Raw genomic sequence first — 19,708 nt, forward strand, 5'->3', positions numbered from 1 at the left:
CCCGCGCGCCCGGACGTTGCGACATGCGCGGGATAGCGCCCCGCGCCGGCGCGCGGCCCTTCCGGGCGGCGCCGCAGCGATAACGCGCCGCAATGGCGAACGGCGCGCGCGACGATAATAACGCCATGATAACGGCGAACGGTTTCAGAGGCGACCTTCTTCGTCCGGAACAGCCGCCGTTGCGAAAGGCCGTCCTCATGACCTTCATTCCGGACCTTCCGGTCCTGCTTTCCTTCTCGTTCGCCTGCCTTGTGCTGTTCGTGACGCCAGGGCCGGACATGAGCCTGTTCCTGGCGAAGACCGTCGCCGAGGGGCGCCGGTCCGCCCTGGCCGCCGTCGCCGGCGCCGAAACGGGCTGCCTCACCCACACGCTGCTTGCGGCCCTCGGCGTCTCGGCGCTGCTGGCCGCCTCGGCCACCGCCTTCACCATCCTCAAGGCGGTGGGCGCCGGCTATCTGCTGTGGCTGGCCATCGGCGCCATCCGTCACGGCTCGGCGCTCAGTCTCGAGGACGCCCGCCCCGCCCGGCGCGCCCCCACCCTGCTGCAGTCCTATCTTGCCGGGCTCGGCGTCAACCTCACCAATCCGAAGATCGTGCTGTTCTTCGTGACCTTCCTGCCGCAGTTCGTCAGCGCCAGCGATCCGCACGCCATGGGCAAGCTGGCGTTTCTGGGGGTGTGGTTCGTCATTCTCACCACGCCCATGTCCACGCTGCTGGTGCTGGCGGCGGGACGCATCGTGAAGGGCGTGCGGGCGCGCCCGCGCCTGCTGCGCGCGCTGGACTACGTGTTCGCCGGGGTGTTCGGGCTGTTCGCCCTTCACATTCTCGCCACCCAGAGCCGGGGCCTGTAAGGCCGGGCTTCAGGCGCCTCCGGCCGGAGGCGTCATGGAAGAAGCAGGGGAAGAAGACGCGGAGGAAGAAGCGGCCGGCGGCGCAACCGGGGGCGCGGGCGGCGCGGCGCTCGCGGCCTGCCGCCCCGCGCTGCGACCGGCGACGGTCCAGTAGGCGAGGCCGGCCATGGCCCCGCACAGGAACAGGGCCAGCGTCACCCGGCCCTCGCCCCACGTGCCGGCGACGGCGCCGTCGCCATAGCCGGCGCGCGCCAGCCACGGCAGCAGCGCCGTGACCGCGCCGGCACCGCCCGAATACCAGACATAGCTGCGGATGCGGGCGATTTCGCCGGTAAGCCCCACCAGCGTCACCGGCCCGGCCAGCAGCACGGCCATCACCCCCCACAGCCGCGCCAGCAGGTCGAAGGCGGCGCGAGGATCGTCATAATCCAGGGCCAGGCTGAAGGCGCGGTCGATGAACGTCTGGAAGGCGAACGCCGCCATGGCGCCGACGCCAGGCTCGACCACCGCGACGACGCCAAGCATCAGCGCGCAGACCGCGAACGCGCAGCACAGGGCGAACAGCACCAGAAACGCCCGACCGATAACCCCCATGCCTTCTCCCTGGCGTCGCCGCGCCCTCAGGCCGGCGCGCCGCCCTCCTCCAGCATCAGCCGGGCGCGGGCGCGCAGTTTTTCGGTTTCGCTCTTGAGCTGCCCGCAGGCGGCGAAAATGTCGCGCCCGCGCGGCGTGCGCACCGGGCTGGCGTAGCCGGCCCGGAACACGATGTCAGAGAACGCCTCGATGGTCTCCCAGTCCGAGCACTCATATTTCGTGCCCGGCCAGGGGTTGAACGGAATGAGATTGATCTTGGCGGGAATGCCCCGCAGCAGCCGCACCAGCTCGCGCGCATGGGCGGGGCTGTCGTTGACGCCCTTCAGCATCACATATTCGAAGGTGATGCGCTTCGCGTTGGAGAGACCGGGATAGTTGCGGCAGGCCTCCAGCACGTCCTCGATCCGGTACTTCCTGTTCAGCGGCACCAGCTGGTCGCGGATCTCGTTGGTGGGGGCGTGCAGCGAAATCGCCAGCATGACGCCGATCTCCGCGCCGGCGCGCGCGATCATCGGCGCGACGCCCGCAGTGGAGAGGGTGATGCGGCGCCGGCCGAGGCCGATGCCGTCGCCATCGCTGATGGTCTCCACCGCCGTCTTCACATTGTCGAAATTGTACAGCGGCTCGCCCATGCCCATGAGCACGATGTTGGTGACCTGGCGGCCGGGCGGAGGGGCGTCGTCATCGCGCCGGGCCGGTCTTGCGCCGGCGGCGTTCCAGTCGCCCAGCCGGTCGCGGGCCACCAGCACCTGGCCGACGATCTCCTGGTCGGTCAGGTTGCGCACCAGGCGCTGGGTGCCGGTGTGGCAGAAGGTGCAGTTCAGCGTGCAGCCCACCTGGCTGGAGACGCACAGCGTGCCGCGGTCCGGCTCGGGGATGAAAACGCACTCGATCTCGGCGCCGCGGTCATGCGGGCCTGCGGGCGGCATGCGCAGCAGCCACTTGCGGGTGCCGTCCACGGAGATCTGCTCGGACACCACCTCGGGCCGGTCCAGCGTGTAATGCTCGGCCAGGGTGGCGCGCAGCGACTTCGAGATGGTGGTCATCTCGCCGAAGCTGGCGGCGCCGCGGACATAGATCCAGTTGAACAGCTGGGCCGCGCGCATGCGCTGCTCTTTCTCCGGAACGCCGACGCGCGCCACGGCCTCCCGCAGCGCCGCCCGGGACAGGCCGGCGAGCGACGGCCGCCGCGGCGCGGACGCGACGGCCGGAGCAGGCGCGCAGGCGCCCTGGACGGCGGCGTCGCCGGAGGAAGCGGTCGGTTTCATGTCGATCAGCACGGTCATGGCGGTCCGAAACTGTGTGCGGCGAGCCTGCGCCCGCACGGGGCCTGACGCCGGAAACTGCGATGGCCGGCGCCGCCGCCATCGCGGGAATACGAAAGGGCGCGGCGGCGCATGAGCCCGTCCGCGCCGTGCGGCGACGGCGCGCGCCGCCGCAAGACGCCTGCAAACGCAACGCGGGCGGCGGAAACGCTGGGCCGCCGCCCCGCCGGCAGCGACGGCTCGCGCCGCGGATGCGGCCGGCGGTCCGCCGCGGTGTATCACAACCGCCGCCGCCCGCCCAGCCGGCGCGCGCCGGAGGAGAGCCGGGCCTGCCCCAGGGCGCGCGCGCCGGATGCCGTCAGCGCCCCCGGTGATCTCAGAATGTGGGCGGCGTGAGGCCGCGCCGCAAGCTGGCGGCGGTGAGCGTGTTGGCCAGCAGGCAGGCGATGGTCATGGGACCGACGCCGCCCGGAACCGGGGTGATGGCCCCCGCGACCTCCTTCGCCTCGCCAAAGGCGACGTCGCCGACGAGACGCGTCTTGCCCTCGCCGCGCTCCGGCGCGGGGATGCGGTTGATGCCCACGTCGATGACCACCGCGCCGGGCTTGATGAAATCGCCGCGGATCATCTCCGGCCGGCCGACGGCGGCCACCAGGATGTCGGCGCCGCGGCAGACCTCGCGCAGGTTCCGGGTGCGGGAATGGGCGATGGTGACGGTGGCGTTGGCGGCGAGCAGCAGCTGGGCGACAGGCTTGCCCACCAGGTTCGAGCGGCCGACGACCACGGCTGTCTTGCCGGCGATGTCGGGCATGACCGAGCGGATCAGCATCATCGAGCCCAGCGGCGTGCAGGGAACCAGCCCGACGGCGCCGTTGGCGAGGCGGCCGGCGTTCATGTGGGTGAGGCCATCCACGTCCTTGTCCGGATGGATGGCGGCGATCACCGGCTCGGCGTTCAGGCCGGCCGGCAGCGGCAGCTGCACGAGGATGCCGTCCACCTCCGGATCAGCGTTGAGGCGTGCGACCAGCGCCTCCAGCTCCTGCTGCGAAGCGTCGGCCGGCAGGCGGTGCTCGAAGGAGCGCATGCCGACCTCCACCGTCTGGCGCGCCTTGGAGCTGACATAGACCTCGCTGGCGGGATCATTGCCGACAAGCACCACGGCGAGGCCAGGATGCACGCCCTGCGCCTTCATCTTCTCCACCGTCGCGGCGATGCGGCCGCGCAGGCCTTCCGCGAAGCTCTTGCCGTCAATGATGGTCGCGCTCATGGGCTCCACTCCAGGGGTTCGGTGACGGTGTTCAATGGTCGCGGCGCAGCAGCGCCGGACGCCCGGGAAAACGAAAAGGACCGGACAGGGAAGCCCCGCCGGCCGCAACGCACATCCAGACATCTGGCGCGTGGTGTCCCGCCGCCGCGTTAGTGACGCGAACGCCCGGGGCTGTCCAGCATTTTCGCGGGGCCGCGCGCCTGCCGGGGCGTCACTTTCCGCGACGGGGCAATTCTTCGTGAAGCCAGCCTTTCAGTGGGCGAGACGGGCGAGCGCGCCGGCCAGATCCTCCAGCCGCGCCGCGTCCGCCGACACGCACACGGTCTTCACCCGCGCCGTATGGCCGGCGGTCACCGCCACCCGGGAGGCCGGGACGCCGAGCGTCTTCGCCAGCAGCCGCTCCAGGGCGGCGTTGGCGGCGCCGTCCTCGGGCGCGGCGCGCACCCGCGCCTTCAGCACCGGGCGGCCGTCGTCGCGCACCTCCACGCCGTCCAGTCCGTCGCGGCCGCCCCGGGGCGTGAGACGCACGGCGATCTTCAGCGCGCCGCCCTCAATGCGCCACGGAACGTCCGCCATGGCCGTTCAGATCACCGCCGGATAGACGTAAAGCACGATCACCCGCTGCACGAAGAAAATGATCAGCAGCAGGATCACCGGCGAAACGTCGACGCCGCCAAGATTCGGCAGGACGTTGCGGATGGGGCGCAGCGCCGGCTCGGTGACGCGCTCAAGAAAATTCCAGACGCTGCGCGCAAGATCATTGCGCATGTTGATGACGTTGAAGGCGATCAGCCAGCTCAACACCGCCGACGCAATGATGAGCCAGGTGTAAATGTCGAGAACGACCATCACGACGTCGAGGATCGCGCGCATGTGCCTCTCACCTTCAGGGAAAATTTCATGCCGGTTTAACCGCTAACCCGGCCGCGCACAAGGCGGCGCGGTCCGGGGTAGCCGATATCCGCGCGCCGCCTCCCGGCCTCCGGGGCGCCGGAGACCGGCCGGTCAGGCGGCGGTGCGCAGCAGGTCGGAGACCACCCGCTCCAGCTCTTTCAGCGAGCCGCAGCTGATGACGCGGTTGCAATAGGCGGCGTAGACCGGCATGACGCTGTCGCCCGTGCCCCAGCGGCTGCGATGCTCGGGGTTGAGAAACAGCACCTGCTTCGCCCGCTGCTGGATGGCCTGCAGGATGTGCGCCCTGGGGTCTCCGTTGTTGTTGCGGGCGTCGCCGAGAATGATCACCGTGGTGCGCCGGTCCACGTCGTCGAGGGCGAGGCGGGCGAAATCGCTGAGGGCGTGGCCATAGTCGGTGGAGCCGCCGAAACGCTGCAGCGTGCGGCCCATGGCCACGTCCGGCGGGTAATTCCCGAACAGCTCCGTCACCTCGCCGAGATTGCTGGAGAAGGCGAAGGAGCGCACCTCCGGCAACACCTCGTGCAGCGAGTGCATGAACAGCAGCAGGAAGCGCGACACCTGCGCCACCGAGCCGGAGACGTCGCAGACCAGCATCACCTTCGGCCGGTCCACCTTCGTGCGCCGCCAGATGGTGTGAAACGGCACGCCCTCATACTGCATGTTGGCGCGGATGGTGCGGCGCGCGTCCAGCACGCCGCGGCGCGCCTTCCTGCGCCGCCGCGAATGCAGGGAAATGAGGCGTTTGGCCATTTTCCGCACCAGCCCCTGCATGATCTGCATGTCCGACCGGTCGAGCTGGCCGATGCGCTGGCTGGCCAGCATGTCCTCGCGCAGCCGCCGCCCCTCATTGCCGGCGAACAGCTGCAGCTGCGTCTCCACGTAATCCCGCACCTGGTCGTGCAGCGCGGCGCGCAGGCCGCGCAGGCGGGCGGCGCGGGCCGCGGCGGCGGCGTTGGAGCCATGCTCCGCCTGGTCGATCCAGCGGCCCAGCTCCTCGCTGCCCATCAGCTGCAGGATGCGCCACTGGTACATGCCGCGCTGGGTGAAAAACCTGATGTCGCTGAGCCCGGCCTGCTGCGCCGCCTCGGCGACGCGCAGGGCGAGACTGGCTGAATCGCCGCGCTCCAGCAGGCGCGCCAGCTCCTCGGCGGCGGTCAGCGTCTCGCCGTGAGGGCCGGTCACCGGCGCGGCCGCGGCTTCGCCAGGGGCCCCGGCGCCGGCGTCGCCCTTGCCCTTCAGCGCGCCGTCGCCCTTGCCGCTGGCCGCGCCCGAGCCCTGGCCCTCGCCGCCGGCGGAGGCCATGCCGGTGACCGCCGCCTCGTCCCGGGGCGCGTCGGCGGCCCCGTCCGCCTCACGTCGCTCCTGATCGTCTCCCCCGTCCGGACCGGCCTGCTCCGCGGCGGGGCGCTCCGAGAACGGGGCGAAGGCGAAGAAGCGGTCGAACACGTCCCAGAAGGCCGCCTTGTCGGCGTCTGACTTGGCCAGGGCCTGGGAGAGGCCGTGGGCCAGCAGCGTGCGGTTTTCGTAGCCGACGAGCGCGAGCACCGCCTCGGCGTCGATGACCTCCGCCGGCGAGATGCGCACGTCGGCCTCGCGCAGCGCCCTGATGAATTCACCGAGAACCTGGGTCATGACATTCCTTCGCGGCGCCTTTCGCCTGCGCCCGCCGGCCTCAGCCCAGCCCGGACCTGGCCTTGCCGACCAGCTCGTTGAGCTTGCCGCCGACGCGCTCGATGTCGTCCTGGAATTTCAGCAACACGTTGAGGGTGTTCTCCACCAGGGCGCGGTCCAGCTCGCGGGCGTGCAGCAGCACCAGGGTGCGGGCCCAGTCGATGGTCTCGCTGATGGCCGGAACCTTCTTCAGGTCCAGTTCGCGCAGGGACTGCACGAAGGACACCAGCTGGACGCGCAGCTTCTCCTCCGCCTCGGGCACGCGCGAGCGGATGATGGCCCGCTCCAGCGCCTCGTCCGGGAAGGGGATGTGCAGGTGCAGGCAGCGGCGCTTGAGCGCGTCGCTGAGGTCGCGGGTGTTGTTGGAGGTGAGGAAAACGATGGGCGTCGTCTGCGCCCGCACCGGTCCCAGCTCCGGAATGGAGATCTGGTAGTCCGACAGCAGCTCCAGCAGCAAGGCCTCGAATTCGTCGTCCGCCTTGTCGATCTCGTCGATGAGCAGCACGGCGCCGCCGGGTTCGCGCAGCGCTTTCAGCAGCGGGCGCGGCTCCAGGAACTCCTCGGAGAAGAAGGTGTCGTCGAATTCGTGCAGGCGCGCCACCGACGCCTTCAGCCCCTCCGCCCCGGAGAGCAGGTCCGCCAGCTTGTCCTTCAGCACCTGGGTGTAGAGCAGCTGCTTGGAGTATTTCCACTCGTACAGCGCCTTGGCCTCGTCCAGGCCCTCATAGCACTGCAGGCGGATCAGCGGCTTGCCGGTGATGGCGCTCACCGCCTTGGCGAGCTCGGTCTTGCCCACGCCGGGCGGACCCTCCACCAGCATCGGCTTGCCGAGATGCTGCGCGATGAACAGCGCCGTGGCGATGGCGTCGGAGGCGATGTAGCCCTGTTCGCCAAGGAGCCGGTGAATGTCGGCGACGCTCTCGGCCGGGGTGCGCGGAGCGTCATTGACGGCGCGCAGGGCGCCGGCGCCGGTCGCGGTCTGGTGAAGAACGGTGGTCATGGAAATGATCGGGCCTCTTTGTCCGGATCAGCGCGATGCCGGTCGTGTCGGGTCAACCGCGCCGCGGCGCCGTTGGTGAACAGGCCGCCGGCGGATCGCGCGGACCGGGCCGGCTGGCGGAAATCTCTCAGTCTCCGGCGCGCACGCCGGCGGCCAGCCGCTCCTGATAGGCGGCGCGGGCGTGGCGGGCGACGCCCGCCCACAGGGCGAACCACTTCAGCAGCCCCTGCGCCTCCTCCCCGGCCGCGCCGCCGCCAGGCAGCGCCTCCAGCCGCGGCAGGGCGAGCTCCAGCAGGTTCTTTACGCCGACAACGGTCGCAATGTCATGACCGTCGCGACCGGCCGCGACGTCGAGCGCCTGCGCCGCGACCGCAGCGCCCTGACGCATCAGCGCGGCGAAACCGGCGAGCGCGCCGATCTCGCCATTGGCGTCGTCCGGTGCGGCGCGGGCCACCAGGCGCAACAGCCGCTCAAACGCCGCCGCCTGGACGCTGAGCCCCACGGAGTCCTCCAGCGTGCGGAACGGCAGCGCGAGGGCGGCGAAGGCGTCGCCCTCCACCGGCAGCAGGGCGTCGTCCGGCAGGAACACGTCGTCAAGAACCACCGGACAGTGCCTGCCATGCTGGCCGGCGTCCGCCCCGGCCTGAATGTCGAGCCCGGGCGCGTCGCCCGGCGTGAGAAAGGCGCCGAAACGCTTGCGGCCGTCCTCCTCGCCGATGATGGCGATCACCACGATCAGCCCCGCCACCGGGGCGTTGGTGACCCAGGCCTTGCGGCCGCTGACGCGCCAGCCGCCCTGCGCCTTCGTGGCGCGGGTTTTCAGCAGCTTCGGCCGCGCTCCGGCGTCCGGCTCCGACACGGCGAGCGAAACGGCGATGATGTCGCCGGAAGCGAGCGCGGGCAGCCAGCGCTCCTTCTGGGCGGGCGAGCCGTGCGCGGCGATGAACGAACGGCAGATGAGCTGGCGGACGGCGAACGCCATGCCCACCGTGGGGTCGCCTGCCTCCAGCGTCAGCGCCCGCGCCGTGGCGGCGATGGCGGCGTAGCCGCCCCCGTCGCCCCAGGGGGCCGGCAGGCCGACGCGAAACAGCCCGCGACGCCGCGCCTCCTCCATCCACGCGCCGGCGGACCGGCGGCTCACGGTCCTGCCCGCGGCGTTGGCCGCAGTGTCGGCCGCTGCGCTCATGCGCCCCTCCCTTTCCTGTTGCGGCGGAACGCGCCGGCGCCCCGCTGCGGCGGCGCTCCCCGGCGCCGTATGGTGCTGGCGGCCCGCCCGGGCCGGCGCGGCGGGGGGCCGGAGCCTCCCGCCGTCAGGAACGGGACCGCGCGGCGGCTCAGGCCGCGGCGCTGGCCGAACGCGGCTTCTGCGCCAGCTTCAGCAGGCTCACCGGCGCCTTCACCGGCATGTCGAGCAGCTGCTGCGCCTTGCCCTTGGCCAGCGGGTCCATGCGCAGGCTGGCGAACTGGCCGCCGCCCAGGGCGTCCAGCAGGTGGAAGTTCAGGGCGTTGAGGCCGGGCAGCTCGTAGGCGCGCACCTCGGGCTTCGCCGCGCCCTCGAACTCATGGGCGAAGAAGGTCAGCAGCGCCTCCGGGGTCAGCGCCCGGCGGATCACCGGCAGCAGCGCCGGATGGCGGGCTATGACGCCGATGTTGAAGGCGTCGCCCTTGTCGCCGGAGCGGGCCCAGGCGATCTCCACCAGCGGAACCTCCACCTCCTCGCCAGCGGGAATCTCGCCATCGACGACCTGCGGCCGCACCAGCTTCGCCGGATCGAACGGCTGCGGCGAGGGGCCCTCCTGCACCGGAATGCGCTGATCCCCGATCGCCACCACCGGCGTCACCTTTTCCCGCGGCAGCAGGAAGGAGAACACCCGCGCCACCGGCGAAATGGCCGGACGCCCGCAGAACCAGCCGGTGGTGCCCACCGACATGGAGGTGGTGGGCGCGTCGAACTCGCGCAGGAACAGCTCCATGGCGCGGCGGTCGTCGTGCTCCACGCCGATGCGGGTCACCACCTCGCGCACGCCGAGATCACGCGCCTGGGCGCCGTAGCTCGACTCGGCCCCGAGGATCTCCACGCGGGTAGCGCGGAACGGACCGAGGTTGCGCTGGCGCAGCAGCTCGTCGAGACGGGTGAGCACCGCCTCGGCCTGGCGCCGCGCCTTGCGGGCGGCGTCGCGGCCCACCACCGGCATGGGGGCGATGCAGCGCCAGCCGTCGGTGTAGGTGACGGAGACCTTGTAGCAGCCGGAGGGCGCATAGCCCTTCGCATTCTCCACCAGCACCCGGTTCTCGCCCACCTGCTTAACGGTGACGGCGGAGAAGTCGCACACCACGTCCGGAAGGGCGTAAGCCTGCGGATCGCCCACTTCATAGAGAATCTGCTCGGCCACCACCGCCGGGGTGACGAGGCCGCCGGTGCCTTCCGGCTTGGTGACCACGAAGGAGCCGTCGGCGTGGCACTCGATGACCGGATAGCCGATGTGGGCCCAGTCCGGCACGTCCTCCCAGTCGGTGAACAGGCCGCCGGTGGCCTGGGCGCCGCACTCGATGACGTGGCCGGCGAGCGAGCCGGCGGCGAGCTGGTCGTAATCGGTGGGCTTCCAGCCGAACTCATGCGCCAGCGGGCCAAGGGTAAGGGCCGAATCCACCACGCGGCCGGTGATGACCACGTCGGCGCCCTCCGCCAGGGCCCGGACGATCGGGAAGGCGCCGAGATAGGCGTTGGCGCTCAGCACCGTCTCCGGCGCCGGGAAAGCGTCGCCCTTGAACATCTCCTTCTCGCCGGCGAACTCGCCGACGCGGCCGATGAGGTCGTCGCCCTCGATCACCGCGATCCTGAAGGAATAGCCCGCCTCGGCGGCGATCTTCTCCATGCGCTCGCGGCAGGCGTGCGGATTGACGCCGCCGGCGTTGGTGACGATGCGCACCTTCTTTTCACGGATGGCGGCGAGATTGTCCTTCCACACCCAGTCGGTGAAGTCGCGGGCGTAGCCTTCCGCCGGCGCCTTGCGGCGCACGCGGCCGAGCACCGACATGGTGGCCTCGGCCAGATAGTCCAGCACCAGATAGTCCAGATTTCCGCCAGCGATCAGCTGGGGCGCGGCCACCTGCGAATCGCCAAGAAATCCTCCGGCCCCGCCTATCCTTACGGCACGTGCGCCTGCCATACGTCAGCACTCCCGAACAATCGTTTGATTGGCGACAAGGTTACAACCCTTCCGCCGCCGCGGCAATGCGCCATGTGACGGGCGCCAGACCTGCCGCCGCGCCCATGCCGGAAGCGCATGGCGGAACCGCCGGCGACGCCGCGCCGGGCGTCGGCCGCCAGGGCCTCAGCCGCCGCGGCGCACCGGCCGCGGCAGCTCCGGCGGGGCGAAATGCGGCCCCTCCCCGGCGCCGGCCAGCTCCGGCTGCGCGTGACGCGGCTGGCGGGCGGGGAAGGACGGCTCGCGCGCCGGCGCCGGCCTTGCGCCGCTCTCCAGCCAGTAGTCCAGGAACATGCCCAGCCACAGCCGCACGGCCGGATCGTACATGAAGCGGCCGCGATGATGCTCCGCCGCGGGCTGGGCGCCCGGAATGTTGAGCCGCGACGCCGCCAGCGTCGTCCAGCGGTAGACCATGGCGTGGGTGACTTCCGGATGGAACTGGAAGCCGAAGGCCGTGTCGCCGTAACGGATGGCCTGCACCGGGAACTCGTCGCCCTCGGCCAGCGCCACCGCGCCGGGCGGGGTGTCAAAGCCCTCGCGATGCCAGTGATAGACGTGGGTGGGCCAGGGCGCGCCCAGCCGGCGGGCGAAATCCAGTCCCTCCGGCGTCGGGCGGATGGGATAGTAGCCGATCTCCGCCAGGCCGCCCGCATGGGCGAACACCCGTCCGCCCAGATGGCGCGCCAGCATCTGCGCGCCGAGGCACAGGCCCAGAAACGGCCTGTTCTCTTTCAGCGCCAGGCCGATGAAATCGGTTTCGGCCTTCAGCCAGTCGTCGGAATCGTTGGCGCTCATCGGCCCGCCGAAAATCACCACCCCCGCGTGCAGGGCGAGGGTTTCCGGCAGCGGGTCGCCGAATCGCGGCCTGCGGATGTCGAGGGGATGGCCGCGCTCGGCCAGAAGCCGGCCGACGCGTCCCGGCGTCGACCGTTCCTGATGCAGGATGATGAGCACCGGCCGCCGCTCCGGCGTGGCGGCGCGACGGCGCACGAGACGCTCCTGATCCACCTCCGCCCCCACTGAATGTGTCGCCATGCGTTTGATAACCCTGTCAGTCCGCCCCTCCGGCGCGCGCCCGTCGCCCCATAGTGCCGGGTCGCGCCGGCGGCGTCACCCTGTGGCGATGGAAATGTCCGCCGAATAAGGCGCCGCGCTGGCGGAAGCCGCGGCGCCGGCCCGCGGAAAGACGCCGCGACGGGCTCCGGCGGCGGGCGCGGCGCGGCGTAACATGTCGCCGCCGTGAAAAATTCTCCGCCCGGCCGGCGGCGCCGGCTATTGAACTTCGGGCGAACAAAAATAATCTGGCCTATCGCATGATAGATGTGGCGTGAGACATGTGTACCATATATGCTGGAACAGCCGTCACGGCTGGGCCGGCGGCACGCACGAACGCGACACGCGCACAGGCGCGCGCAGATCGCGCCGGCGCACGATAACGCCCCGCGGGGACGGGGACCAAGGGAGGGATTTATGACGCAGCAGACTGCGGCGGCTGCAGGCAATGGCGCGCCTGCGCATGACCCGGCCATCGACATTCCGCAGGAAATCGCCGTCAAGCTGGTGAGGCCCGAGTGCTACGCCAATGGCGAAACCGCCGAGGCGCACCGCTGGCTGCGGGCCAACAATCCGCTCGGCCGCGCCAGTGTCGAGGGCTATGATCCGTTCTGGGTGGTCACCAAGCACGAGGATCTGGCCTACATCTCGCGCAACAACAAGCTGTTCCTGAGCGGCGAGCGCCAGACCACCCTCACCGACAAGGCCGGCGACAGGCGCGCCCGCGAGATCACCGGCGGCTCGCCGCATCTGGTGCGCACGCTGGTGCAGATGGACGCGCCGGACCATCCCAAATACCGCGGCCTCACCCAGAGCTGGTTCATGCCGCAGAATCTCAAGAAGCTTGAGAATCTCGTGCGCGACATCGCGCGCAAGAACGTGCGCAAGTTCCTTGAGACCAACGGCCAGTGCGACTTCGTCAAGGACGTGGCGCTCGCCTATCCGCTGCACGTCATCATGAGCATTCTCGGCGTGCCGGAGGAGGACGAGCCGCGCATGCTGCGCCTCACCCAGGAGCTGTTCGGCGCGCGCGACCCCGAACAGGCCCGCGTGTTCGGCGAGATGACCTCCGACCAGCTGGCGATGATCCTCAAGATGGTTCTTGATGACTTCGCCAATTACTTCAACGCCATCAGCGAGGCGCGCCGCAAGGAGCCGAAGGACGACCTGGCCACGGTCATCGCCAACGCGATGGTCGACGGCGAGCCGATCTCGCCGCGCGAAGCCGCCGGCTATTACACCATCGTCGCCACCGCAGGGCACGACACCACCTCCTCCACCACCGCCTGGGCCATGTCGGTGCTGGCGGACCGCCCCGACATCCTGCAGCAGCTGAAGCAGGATCCGTCCAGGATCGGAGCCTTCATCGACGAGGCGATCCGCTGGGCCACGCCGGTGAAGACCTTCATGCGCTCGGCCAGCGAGGACACGGAGCTGCGCGGCCGCAAGATCGCCAGGGGCGACTGGATCATGCTCTGCTACGAGTCCGCCAACCGCGACGAGGAGGTGTTCGAGAACCCTTACGAGTTCCGGCTGGACCGCACCCCGAACCGGCAGATCGCCTTCGGCGGCGGCGCCCACGTGTGCCTCGGCCAGCATCTGGCGCGCCTCGAGATGCGCATCCTCTACGAGGAGCTGCTGCCGCACATCGCCTCCGTGCGCCGCAACGGCGAGATGAAAATCTCCGAGGGCGTGTTCGTGATCGGGCCGAAGACGCTGCCCATCGCCTGGGAGCGCGACAACTCGGCCCCGCCGCTCGCCGAAGCCGCGTAACCTGCGCCGTCGCGGCGCGGCGAGGCCGCGCCGCCCCGTTCGCCGTGGAGCAGACCCGCGCCCCGACCGGCGCAGGCCATTTGCGCCTGCCGTCCGGCGGGGCCGCGCGCAGTTCTCCCTTACGCCGGAAGCCTGTCCATGAAAGTAAAGGCCGCGGTCGCCGTTGGCGCCGGACAACCCTTTGTCTTGCAGACGCTTGAACTTGATGACCCACGCGACGACGAGGTGCTGGTGCGCGTCGTCGGCGTGGGCGTGTGCCATACCGATCTGGTGTTCCGCGAAGCGGGCGCCATCCAGACCCCGGCCGTGTTCGGCCATGAGGGTTCGGGCATCGTCGAGAAGGTGGGCGCGAAGATCACCAAATTCGCCCCGGGCGACCGGGTCGCCATCACCTTCCGCTCCTGCGGCGCCTGCGTGCGCTGCAACTGCGGCGACGCCGCCTACTGCCTCACCATGCCCATGCTCAATTACGCGGGCATGCGCACCGACGGCACCCGCGCCTTCCGCGCCGACGACGGCACGGAGGTGAGCAGCAATTTCTTCGGCCAGTCGTCCTTCGCCACCCATGCGCTGACCTATGAGCGCAACCTGGTGAAGATTCCCGACGACCTGCCGCTGGAGCTGATGGGCCCGCTGGGCTGCGGCGTGCAGACCGGCGCGGGCGGCGTCATGCGCTCGCTGGCCTGCGAGGAAGGCTCGGCGCTGCTGGTCACCGGCGGCGGTCCGGTGGGCCTGAGCGCGGTGATGGGCGCGAAAATCCGCAGGTGCGGAACCATCATCCTGGTGGAGCCGCACGAAGCGCGCCGCAAGCTGGCGCTGGAGTTCGGCGCCACCCACGTCATCGATCCGGCCAGCGCCAGCGACCTGGCCGCGGCGGTGCGCGCCATCGTTCCGGAAGGCGTGAACTACGCCTTCGACACCACCGGCCTGCCGCAGGTGCATGAGGCCATCATGGCCTCGCTGGCGCCCAAGGGCGTGGTGGGCCTCGTGGGCGTGGCCGCGCCGGGCCAGAAGCTGCCCAGCGACGTCAATACGGTGATGACCTTCGGCCACACCATCAAGGGCATCATCGAGGGCGACAGCAATCCGGAGGAGTTTCTCCCCGAGCTGCTGCAGCACTATCGTAATGGCGACCTGCCGTTCGACCGCATGATCCGGACCTGGCCGCTGGAGCAGATCAACGAGGCCATCGAAGCCCAGCACCGGGGCGAGTGCGTCAAGGTGGTCCTGCTGACTGGCGAAGCGGCCTGAAGAAGCCGCCTGAACGACGACGCCTGTCCGGACGCCCCGCCCGGACAGGCCAAACGGGGAGATACGCCATGAATTTCAACGACGATTACACCATGACCATCAACGGCCGGGGCGTCTCCGCGGCCGCGACCATCGACGTGATCAATCCCGCCACCGGCCAGGCCTTCGCCAGGGCGCCGGACTGCACGCCGGAGCTGCTGGACGAGGCCGTGGCCAGCGCCCGCGCCGCGTTCAGGACCTGGCGGAACACGCCGATTGAGGAGCGGCAGGCGCTGGTGCGCAAGGCCGGCGAGACGCTGGCCGCCAACGCCGACGAGCTGGCCCGCCTGTTCACCCGTGAACAGGGCCGGCCGGTGGACGCGGCGCTGCTCGAGATCCATGGCGCGGCCCAGTGGCTGCAGGCAGTCTCGCAGATGACGCCGCCGGTGCATGTCTCCGAGGATTCGGAGACGCAGTACATCGAAACCCGCTACGTGCCGCTGGGCGTGGTGTGCGCCATCGCGCCGTGGAATTTCCCCGTGACGCTGGCCATGTGGAAGGTCGGCCCGGCGCTGGTCGCCGGCAACACCATGGTGCTGAAGCCCTCGCCGTTCACGCCGCTGTGCACGCTGAAGATCGGCGAGCTGTTCCGCGACGTGTTCCCGCCGGGCGTGCTCAACGTGGTCTCGGGCGGCGACCAGCTCGGGCCGCAGATGACGGCGCATCCGGGCTTCGCCAAGATCTCCTTCACCGGCTCCACCGCCACCGGCAAGAGCGTGCTGGCCAACGCGGCGAAGGATCTCAAGCGCGTCACCCTGGAGCTCGGCGGCAATGACGCGGCCATCGTGCTGCCGGACGTGGACCTGGACGAGGTGGCGCAGAAGATCTTCTTCGGCGCCTTCTTCAACACGGCGCAGATCTGCGTCGCCACCAAGCGGCTCTATGTCCATGAGGACGTTTACGAGGGCCTGCGCGACCGCCTGCATGGCATCGCCAGGGCGGTGAAGGTGGGCGACGGCGCCGAGCAGGGCACCATGCTCGGCCCGATCCAGAACCGCCGCCAGTACGAGCGCGTGCTCAACCTGCTGGAGGACGCGAAAAAGAACAACCTCACCCTGCTGCAGGGCGCGGACGTGCCCGACAACGGCGGCTACTTCATCCCGGTGACCATCGTCGACAATCCGCCGGAGGACTCGCGGGTGGTGCAGGAGGAGGCGTTCGGCCCGATCCTGCCGATGATGCGGTTCCGCGACGTGGACGAGGTGATCGAGCGCGCCAACGCCAGCGACTATGGCCTCGCCGGCGCGGTGTGGTCGAAGGACACGGATAAGGCGGTGGAGATCGCCCGCCGCATCGAAACCGGCACCGTGTGGATCAACCAGAACCTCAACCTGCGTCCGGACACCCCGTTCGCCGGCCACAAGCAGAGCGGCTTCGGCGTGGAGAACGGCATGGACGGCCTGCTGGAGTACATGGCGCCGCAGGCCATCTACGTGGCGCGGACCTGAGACGGCGACAGCGCGGGCCGCGGACGCGGCCCACAACGCCCGGAACGGGGGCGGCGCGGCGATCCGCGCCGCCTTTTTCATTGCGCCCCACGCTCCCTGGCCGCGCGGACACCGGCGGACGCCGCCCATGGCCGAAGCGCCGTCATGCGGGCGCGCAGCGCCTCCGCTCTCAGCCGCCCCTGCGCTTCAGATGCTGGAAATGTCAGGGAAATGGCGCCGCCGCATGCGGTCATGGCTCCACTACGCCAGCTTTCCCTGGGTCTGGCCGGACCAACGCGTCGCCCGCAGACAGTTCAGCATCCGGTGCAGCAGCGAAACAAACACCAGCATCAGCAGGATTGCGACGACGACTGAAACGCTGCGGTACAGCGCGTTCTGGATCAGGTCGTCGGAAGGCTGGAGCTGGCCGAACAGTATCGCCAGGGCGGTGACTGCGGCGAATCCCTTGCCTGGCCCGGTCCTGCTACGGGCGTGCCCGGCGCTGAACCACAGGAGTCCGACGAGGAAGACGGTCGCGGTGAGAGGCCAGAATCCTGAGTGGCTCTGGATCGCCACCTGGGCCAGCGTGGCGTGGACCGACCCGATGACGGAGCCGGAAAGGCGCGTGCGGCCGGCGTTCCAGATGCCGTCATGGGTCAGCCCAAGGAGGATCAGAACCGTCGCCATCTGGGCGCTGAGCGAGTCACTGGCCTCGAACATCTGGAAGAATGCGAACGAGCCGGTGGCTGCGAGCGCGCAGAGCGCGACGAGATGGCGGCGCTGCTCCGGCGTGCGCGGCGGCGGCGCGGCTGGCGTCCGCGGCTCCACGTCCGGGAAGAGGGCGAACGCCACGAAATAGCTCGCCACGCTGAAAACCAGGGCGCCGGCGGCGGACCAGTAAAGCTGCTCCCACGGGACCTGCGGATAGCTGCCGTAGTGGACCAGCGCGCTGCAGACGCTCAGCGAGATGGCGCCGAACATGAACAGCCTGCGCGGACTGGTCATCATGCGGAAGCACGCGAGCGCGAAGCCCAGATATGAAGCCGTCATGAGGACCGGGTGAACCGACAGCACGCCGGTCATGGTCGCCGCGGCGATCATCCCGGTGGGCGCAGCGGCCAGAAACTGCAGCGCCACATGCCGGTCGAACCCTGGCGACAGACCGATCAGCACAAGCGGGTACACTGCATGGAAGGCTGCGTACGGCAGGGAGAGAAGGCTGGCCAGCGCCCAGCCGGCGATGGCGCCGAAGGTCATCCGGCAAGCGAGGCGCCAGTCATTGGCGCCCAGGGGGGAACCGAAGTCAGTAGACATGGCGGGCCTGCGCGAAAAGGACGATCTGGATCCTGGCCAGAAAACGGAAAACAGCAGAACCACGGGGAACCAGCTGGACCGTGGCGCGGGCGCCGCTCACGAGGCGTGGCGGCGCGTCCAGCCGCACGTTCACGCGCACGCGCTGGGCGCGGCGGATCCAGCGGTCGGTCTCTACAGTCCGGGCGAGCATACCGTCGGGGTCGACCTGACCCTGGGCGACGCCGGCTTCGATGGAGATGACGCGGCCAGCGAACACCTGGCCCGGCAATGCGTCGAAACTGACGAGCGCGCGATCGCCCGGGCGCACCCGGGTCAGGGCCTTCTCACGGAAGTCCGCGACGATCGTCGGCGTCCGGCCGACCACCGTCAGCACGGGGGCGCCGGCGGCGACATAGTGGCCCGGACGCAGCCACATGTTGGCTACGACGCCGTCTTGAGCGGCGACGACGGTGGTCGACGCCAGCTCACGTTGCGCAATGGCCAGCCTGTTACGGGCCTCTCGCATCGCAAGGTTGTCGGGCCCCCTGTCGCCGCGCCGCACGAGACTTGACGAGAGCCGCGCCTGCGCAGCCTGCAGGGCCGCCAGGGCTTCATCGCGCCTGGCGGCGGCCGTTTCAGCCATACTGACCGGAACGACCATGCGTTCGCTCAGCTCCGTCTTGCGCCGGGCCTGGCGCACCTGGTCGGCCGCCGCCGCCCTGGCGCTGGCGACAGCCGCCTCCGCCTCGGCAATCTCTGCGTCCAGCTGCCGGTTGGCCTGACCAGCATGTTCAATCGCAAGCTGGGCGGCCCTGACCGCCAGCGCGTAACGGGAGGGATCGATCTCGAACAGGACCTGGCCGGCCTCAACCGGCTGGTTATTCGCGACGTTCACCCTGACGACGGCGCCGGACACCTCCGGCGCCACCCTCACCGTGTCGTAGAGCGCCCGCGCCTCCGGGGTGACCGGCATGTAACGGTCCGCAATCACCGCATACAGCAGCAGGAGCGCCGCGGCCGCCGCCGACGTGAACACGCTTCGACGGAAGCGTTGCTCGGGCGTGAGAGAGGGGCGTGAAACCGTGTCTGTCATGTCTGGTCAAGTCATTTTCAGTCCCTTGGCCTGTCGCTATGTGGCCGGCGGTCTCGATGGCTTGCAGGCGCCGGAACCGGAAGGCATCCTTGCGCCAGGTGGAAAGGTGACGCGTGACGCACGAGATCAGTGACCTGCGCCTGTTCGTCCGGATCGTGGCGGCGGGGAGCCTTTCGGAGGCTGCGCGCCGCAACAACGGCTCGCTTGCAGCCATCAGCAGGCGCCTCGCCGCGCTGGAGGAAAGACTCGGCGTACGGCTGATCGAACGAGGCTCCCGACGCTTCACCCTCACGGAGGAGGGCAGCACGTTCCTTGAGCGCGCGGAGGCGATTCTCCGGGATATCGACGCCGCCGAGGCTGAAGTGATGGCGCGCTCGCGGCGGCCACGCGGTCACATGCGGATCGGGGCACCGCTCGAGATCGGCCGGAGGCGCATCGCGCCGCTGGTCGCCGAGTTCACCGCCCGCTATCCAGACATCAGCATCGAACTCATCCTGAACGACGCCCACGTCGACATCCTTGAGGAAGAGATCGACATCGGCCTGTTCCTGGACGAACCAGCAGACGGAAGCCTGATCAGGCGCATCCTGCTGCGCAGCAGACGCGTGACGGTGGCGTCGCCTTCCTATCTTGCGCAGCGTCCGCCGGTCCTGCGTCCCGCAGATCTCCTCAGTCACGACTGCGCGAGGCTGATCCGCGGCAGGCGCATTTTCGATCGCTGGAAGTACAGGGAGAACGGCCGGCCGACGGAAATACGGGTGACCGGGCGGCTTCTGTCAAACAACGCGGAGCTGATCCATCAATGGGCCGTTGACGGACACGCGGTCGCCTACAAGGCGTTCTGGGATGTCGAAGAAGACATCAGGGCGGGCAGGCTGGTCCGGCTGCTGGAGCCATATGAGCATGACGACATCAACCTTTATGTCGTCTATTCCTCCCGCGCGCACCTGCCGCCGCGCATGCGGCTGTTCATCGACTTCATGGCGGACAGGATCAGGGGCGGCTGA

The 19,708-nt window shown here is 69.9% G+C and carries 17 protein-coding genes; 5 read left to right on the plus strand and 12 right to left on the minus strand.

The window, feature by feature from the left end:
* Positions 1–197 precede the first annotated feature (197 nt).
* A complete protein-coding gene (locus ACFFJB_RS12035) occupies positions 198–851 on the plus strand; it encodes a LysE family translocator (protein WP_376832682.1) in 654 nt (217 codons plus the stop codon).
* A 9-nt stretch (positions 852–860) separates the two neighbouring features.
* On the opposite strand, the gene ACFFJB_RS12040 is transcribed toward ACFFJB_RS12035, so the two are convergent.
* The 10 genes from ACFFJB_RS12040 to ACFFJB_RS12085 form a co-directional block, all read right to left on the minus strand.
* Complete coding sequence (locus ACFFJB_RS12040; protein WP_376831580.1) at positions 861–1,445, minus strand: hypothetical protein; 585 nt, start codon at positions 1,443–1,445, stop codon at positions 861–863.
* A 26-nt stretch (positions 1,446–1,471) separates the two neighbouring features.
* Positions 1,472–2,731: a dual-specificity RNA methyltransferase RlmN gene (gene rlmN / locus ACFFJB_RS12045; RefSeq protein ID WP_376831581.1), complete on the minus strand. Its 1,260-nt coding sequence runs from the start codon at positions 2,729–2,731 to the stop codon at positions 1,472–1,474.
* A gap of 355 nt (positions 2,732–3,086) precedes the next feature.
* Positions 3,087–3,977, minus strand: a complete 891-nt coding sequence (gene folD, locus ACFFJB_RS12050) for a bifunctional methylenetetrahydrofolate dehydrogenase/methenyltetrahydrofolate cyclohydrolase FolD (RefSeq protein ID WP_376831582.1) — start codon at positions 3,975–3,977, stop codon at positions 3,087–3,089.
* A gap of 252 nt (positions 3,978–4,229) precedes the next feature.
* Positions 4,230–4,553 carry a DUF167 family protein gene (locus tag ACFFJB_RS12055; RefSeq protein ID WP_376831583.1) on the minus strand — a complete coding sequence of 108 codons (324 nt, stop codon included), beginning with the start codon at positions 4,551–4,553 and terminating at the stop codon, positions 4,230–4,232.
* Between the two features lie 6 nt (positions 4,554–4,559).
* A complete protein-coding gene (locus tag ACFFJB_RS12060) occupies positions 4,560–4,850 on the minus strand; it encodes a YggT family protein (protein ID WP_376831584.1) in 291 nt (96 codons plus the stop codon).
* Between the two features lie 132 nt (positions 4,851–4,982).
* Positions 4,983–6,524: a VWA domain-containing protein gene (locus tag ACFFJB_RS12065; RefSeq protein ID WP_376831585.1), complete on the minus strand. Its 1,542-nt coding sequence runs from the start codon at positions 6,522–6,524 to the stop codon at positions 4,983–4,985.
* Positions 6,525–6,564: 40 nt separating this feature from the next.
* A complete protein-coding gene (locus tag ACFFJB_RS12070) occupies positions 6,565–7,563 on the minus strand; it encodes an AAA family ATPase (RefSeq protein ID WP_376831586.1) in 999 nt (332 codons plus the stop codon).
* Between the two features lie 127 nt (positions 7,564–7,690).
* Positions 7,691–8,749 (minus strand): acyl-CoA dehydrogenase family protein, encoded by a 1,059-nt coding sequence (locus ACFFJB_RS12075; protein ID WP_376831587.1) that lies wholly within the window; start codon positions 8,747–8,749, stop codon positions 7,691–7,693.
* 148 nt (positions 8,750–8,897) lie between these two features.
* Positions 8,898–10,733, minus strand: a complete 1,836-nt coding sequence (locus ACFFJB_RS12080; protein WP_376831588.1) for an acyclic terpene utilization AtuA family protein — start codon at positions 10,731–10,733, stop codon at positions 8,898–8,900.
* 165 nt (positions 10,734–10,898) lie between these two features.
* On the minus strand, positions 10,899–11,807 hold the full coding sequence (locus tag ACFFJB_RS12085; protein WP_376831589.1) for a glutamine amidotransferase: 909 nt from the start codon (positions 11,805–11,807) through the stop codon (positions 10,899–10,901).
* A 435-nt stretch (positions 11,808–12,242) separates the two neighbouring features.
* On the opposite strand from ACFFJB_RS12085, the gene ACFFJB_RS12090 reads away from it, so the two are divergent.
* The 3 genes from ACFFJB_RS12090 (at position 12,243) to ACFFJB_RS12100 (ending at position 16,336) form a co-directional block, all read left to right on the plus strand.
* Positions 12,243–13,598 (plus strand): cytochrome P450, encoded by a 1,356-nt coding sequence (locus ACFFJB_RS12090; protein WP_376831590.1) that lies wholly within the window; start codon positions 12,243–12,245, stop codon positions 13,596–13,598.
* 186 nt (positions 13,599–13,784) lie between these two features.
* Positions 13,785–14,849 (plus strand): NAD(P)-dependent alcohol dehydrogenase, encoded by a 1,065-nt coding sequence (locus tag ACFFJB_RS12095; RefSeq protein ID WP_376831591.1) that lies wholly within the window; start codon positions 13,785–13,787, stop codon positions 14,847–14,849.
* Between the two features lie 68 nt (positions 14,850–14,917).
* A complete protein-coding gene (locus ACFFJB_RS12100) occupies positions 14,918–16,336 on the plus strand; it encodes an aldehyde dehydrogenase family protein (protein WP_376831592.1) in 1,419 nt (472 codons plus the stop codon).
* Between the two features lie 240 nt (positions 16,337–16,576).
* Here the strand turns inward: ACFFJB_RS12100 and ACFFJB_RS12105 are convergent, their stop codons facing one another.
* On the minus strand, positions 16,577–17,629 hold the full coding sequence (locus ACFFJB_RS12105; protein ID WP_376831593.1) for a DUF2955 domain-containing protein: 1,053 nt from the start codon (positions 17,627–17,629) through the stop codon (positions 16,577–16,579).
* Positions 17,619–18,701, minus strand: coding sequence for an HlyD family secretion protein (locus ACFFJB_RS12110; RefSeq protein ID WP_376831594.1), 1,083 nt, complete (start codon positions 18,699–18,701; stop codon positions 17,619–17,621). Before ACFFJB_RS12110 ends, ACFFJB_RS12105 begins: the two co-directional genes overlap by 11 nt.
* Positions 18,702–18,814: 113 nt before the next feature.
* On the opposite strand from ACFFJB_RS12110, the gene ACFFJB_RS12115 reads away from it, so the two are divergent.
* Positions 18,815–19,708 (plus strand): LysR family transcriptional regulator, encoded by an 894-nt coding sequence (locus tag ACFFJB_RS12115; RefSeq protein WP_376831595.1) that lies wholly within the window; start codon positions 18,815–18,817, stop codon positions 19,706–19,708.

The sequence above is a fragment of the Camelimonas abortus genome (assembly GCF_042432745.1).
Classification (GTDB): domain Bacteria; phylum Pseudomonadota; class Alphaproteobacteria; order Rhizobiales; family Beijerinckiaceae; genus Camelimonas; species Camelimonas abortus.

Bases quoted from the DNA above. Each gene is read 5' to 3' on its own strand.
- rlmN (WP_376831581.1), bottom strand. From the start codon at position 2,731: ATGACCGTGCTGATCGACATGAAACCGACCGCTTCCTCCGGCGACGCC.
- ACFFJB_RS12035 (WP_376832682.1), top strand. From the start codon at position 198: ATGACCTTCATTCCGGACCTTCCGGTCCTGCTTTCCTTCTCGTTCGCC.
- ACFFJB_RS12105 (WP_376831593.1), bottom strand. From the start codon at position 17,629: ATGTCTACTGACTTCGGTTCCCCCCTGGGCGCCAATGACTGGCGCCTC.
- ACFFJB_RS12090 (WP_376831590.1), top strand. From the start codon at position 12,243: ATGACGCAGCAGACTGCGGCGGCTGCAGGCAATGGCGCGCCTGCGCAT.
- ACFFJB_RS12055 (WP_376831583.1), bottom strand. From the start codon at position 4,553: ATGGCGGACGTTCCGTGGCGCATTGAGGGCGGCGCGCTGAAGATCGCC.
- ACFFJB_RS12065 (WP_376831585.1), bottom strand. From the start codon at position 6,524: ATGACCCAGGTTCTCGGTGAATTCATCAGGGCGCTGCGCGAGGCCGAC.
- ACFFJB_RS12100 (WP_376831592.1), top strand. From the start codon at position 14,918: ATGAATTTCAACGACGATTACACCATGACCATCAACGGCCGGGGCGTC.
- ACFFJB_RS12070 (WP_376831586.1), bottom strand. From the start codon at position 7,563: ATGACCACCGTTCTTCACCAGACCGCGACCGGCGCCGGCGCCCTGCGC.
- ACFFJB_RS12075 (WP_376831587.1), bottom strand. From the start codon at position 8,749: ATGAGCGCAGCGGCCGACACTGCGGCCAACGCCGCGGGCAGGACCGTG.
- ACFFJB_RS12080 (WP_376831588.1), bottom strand. From the start codon at position 10,733: ATGGCAGGCGCACGTGCCGTAAGGATAGGCGGGGCCGGAGGATTTCTT.
- folD (WP_376831582.1), bottom strand. From the start codon at position 3,977: ATGAGCGCGACCATCATTGACGGCAAGAGCTTCGCGGAAGGCCTGCGC.
- ACFFJB_RS12040 (WP_376831580.1), bottom strand. From the start codon at position 1,445: ATGGGGGTTATCGGTCGGGCGTTTCTGGTGCTGTTCGCCCTGTGCTGC.
- ACFFJB_RS12060 (WP_376831584.1), bottom strand. From the start codon at position 4,850: ATGCGCGCGATCCTCGACGTCGTGATGGTCGTTCTCGACATTTACACC.
- ACFFJB_RS12110 (WP_376831594.1), bottom strand. From the start codon at position 18,701: ATGACAGACACGGTTTCACGCCCCTCTCTCACGCCCGAGCAACGCTTC.
- ACFFJB_RS12085 (WP_376831589.1), bottom strand. From the start codon at position 11,807: ATGGCGACACATTCAGTGGGGGCGGAGGTGGATCAGGAGCGTCTCGTG.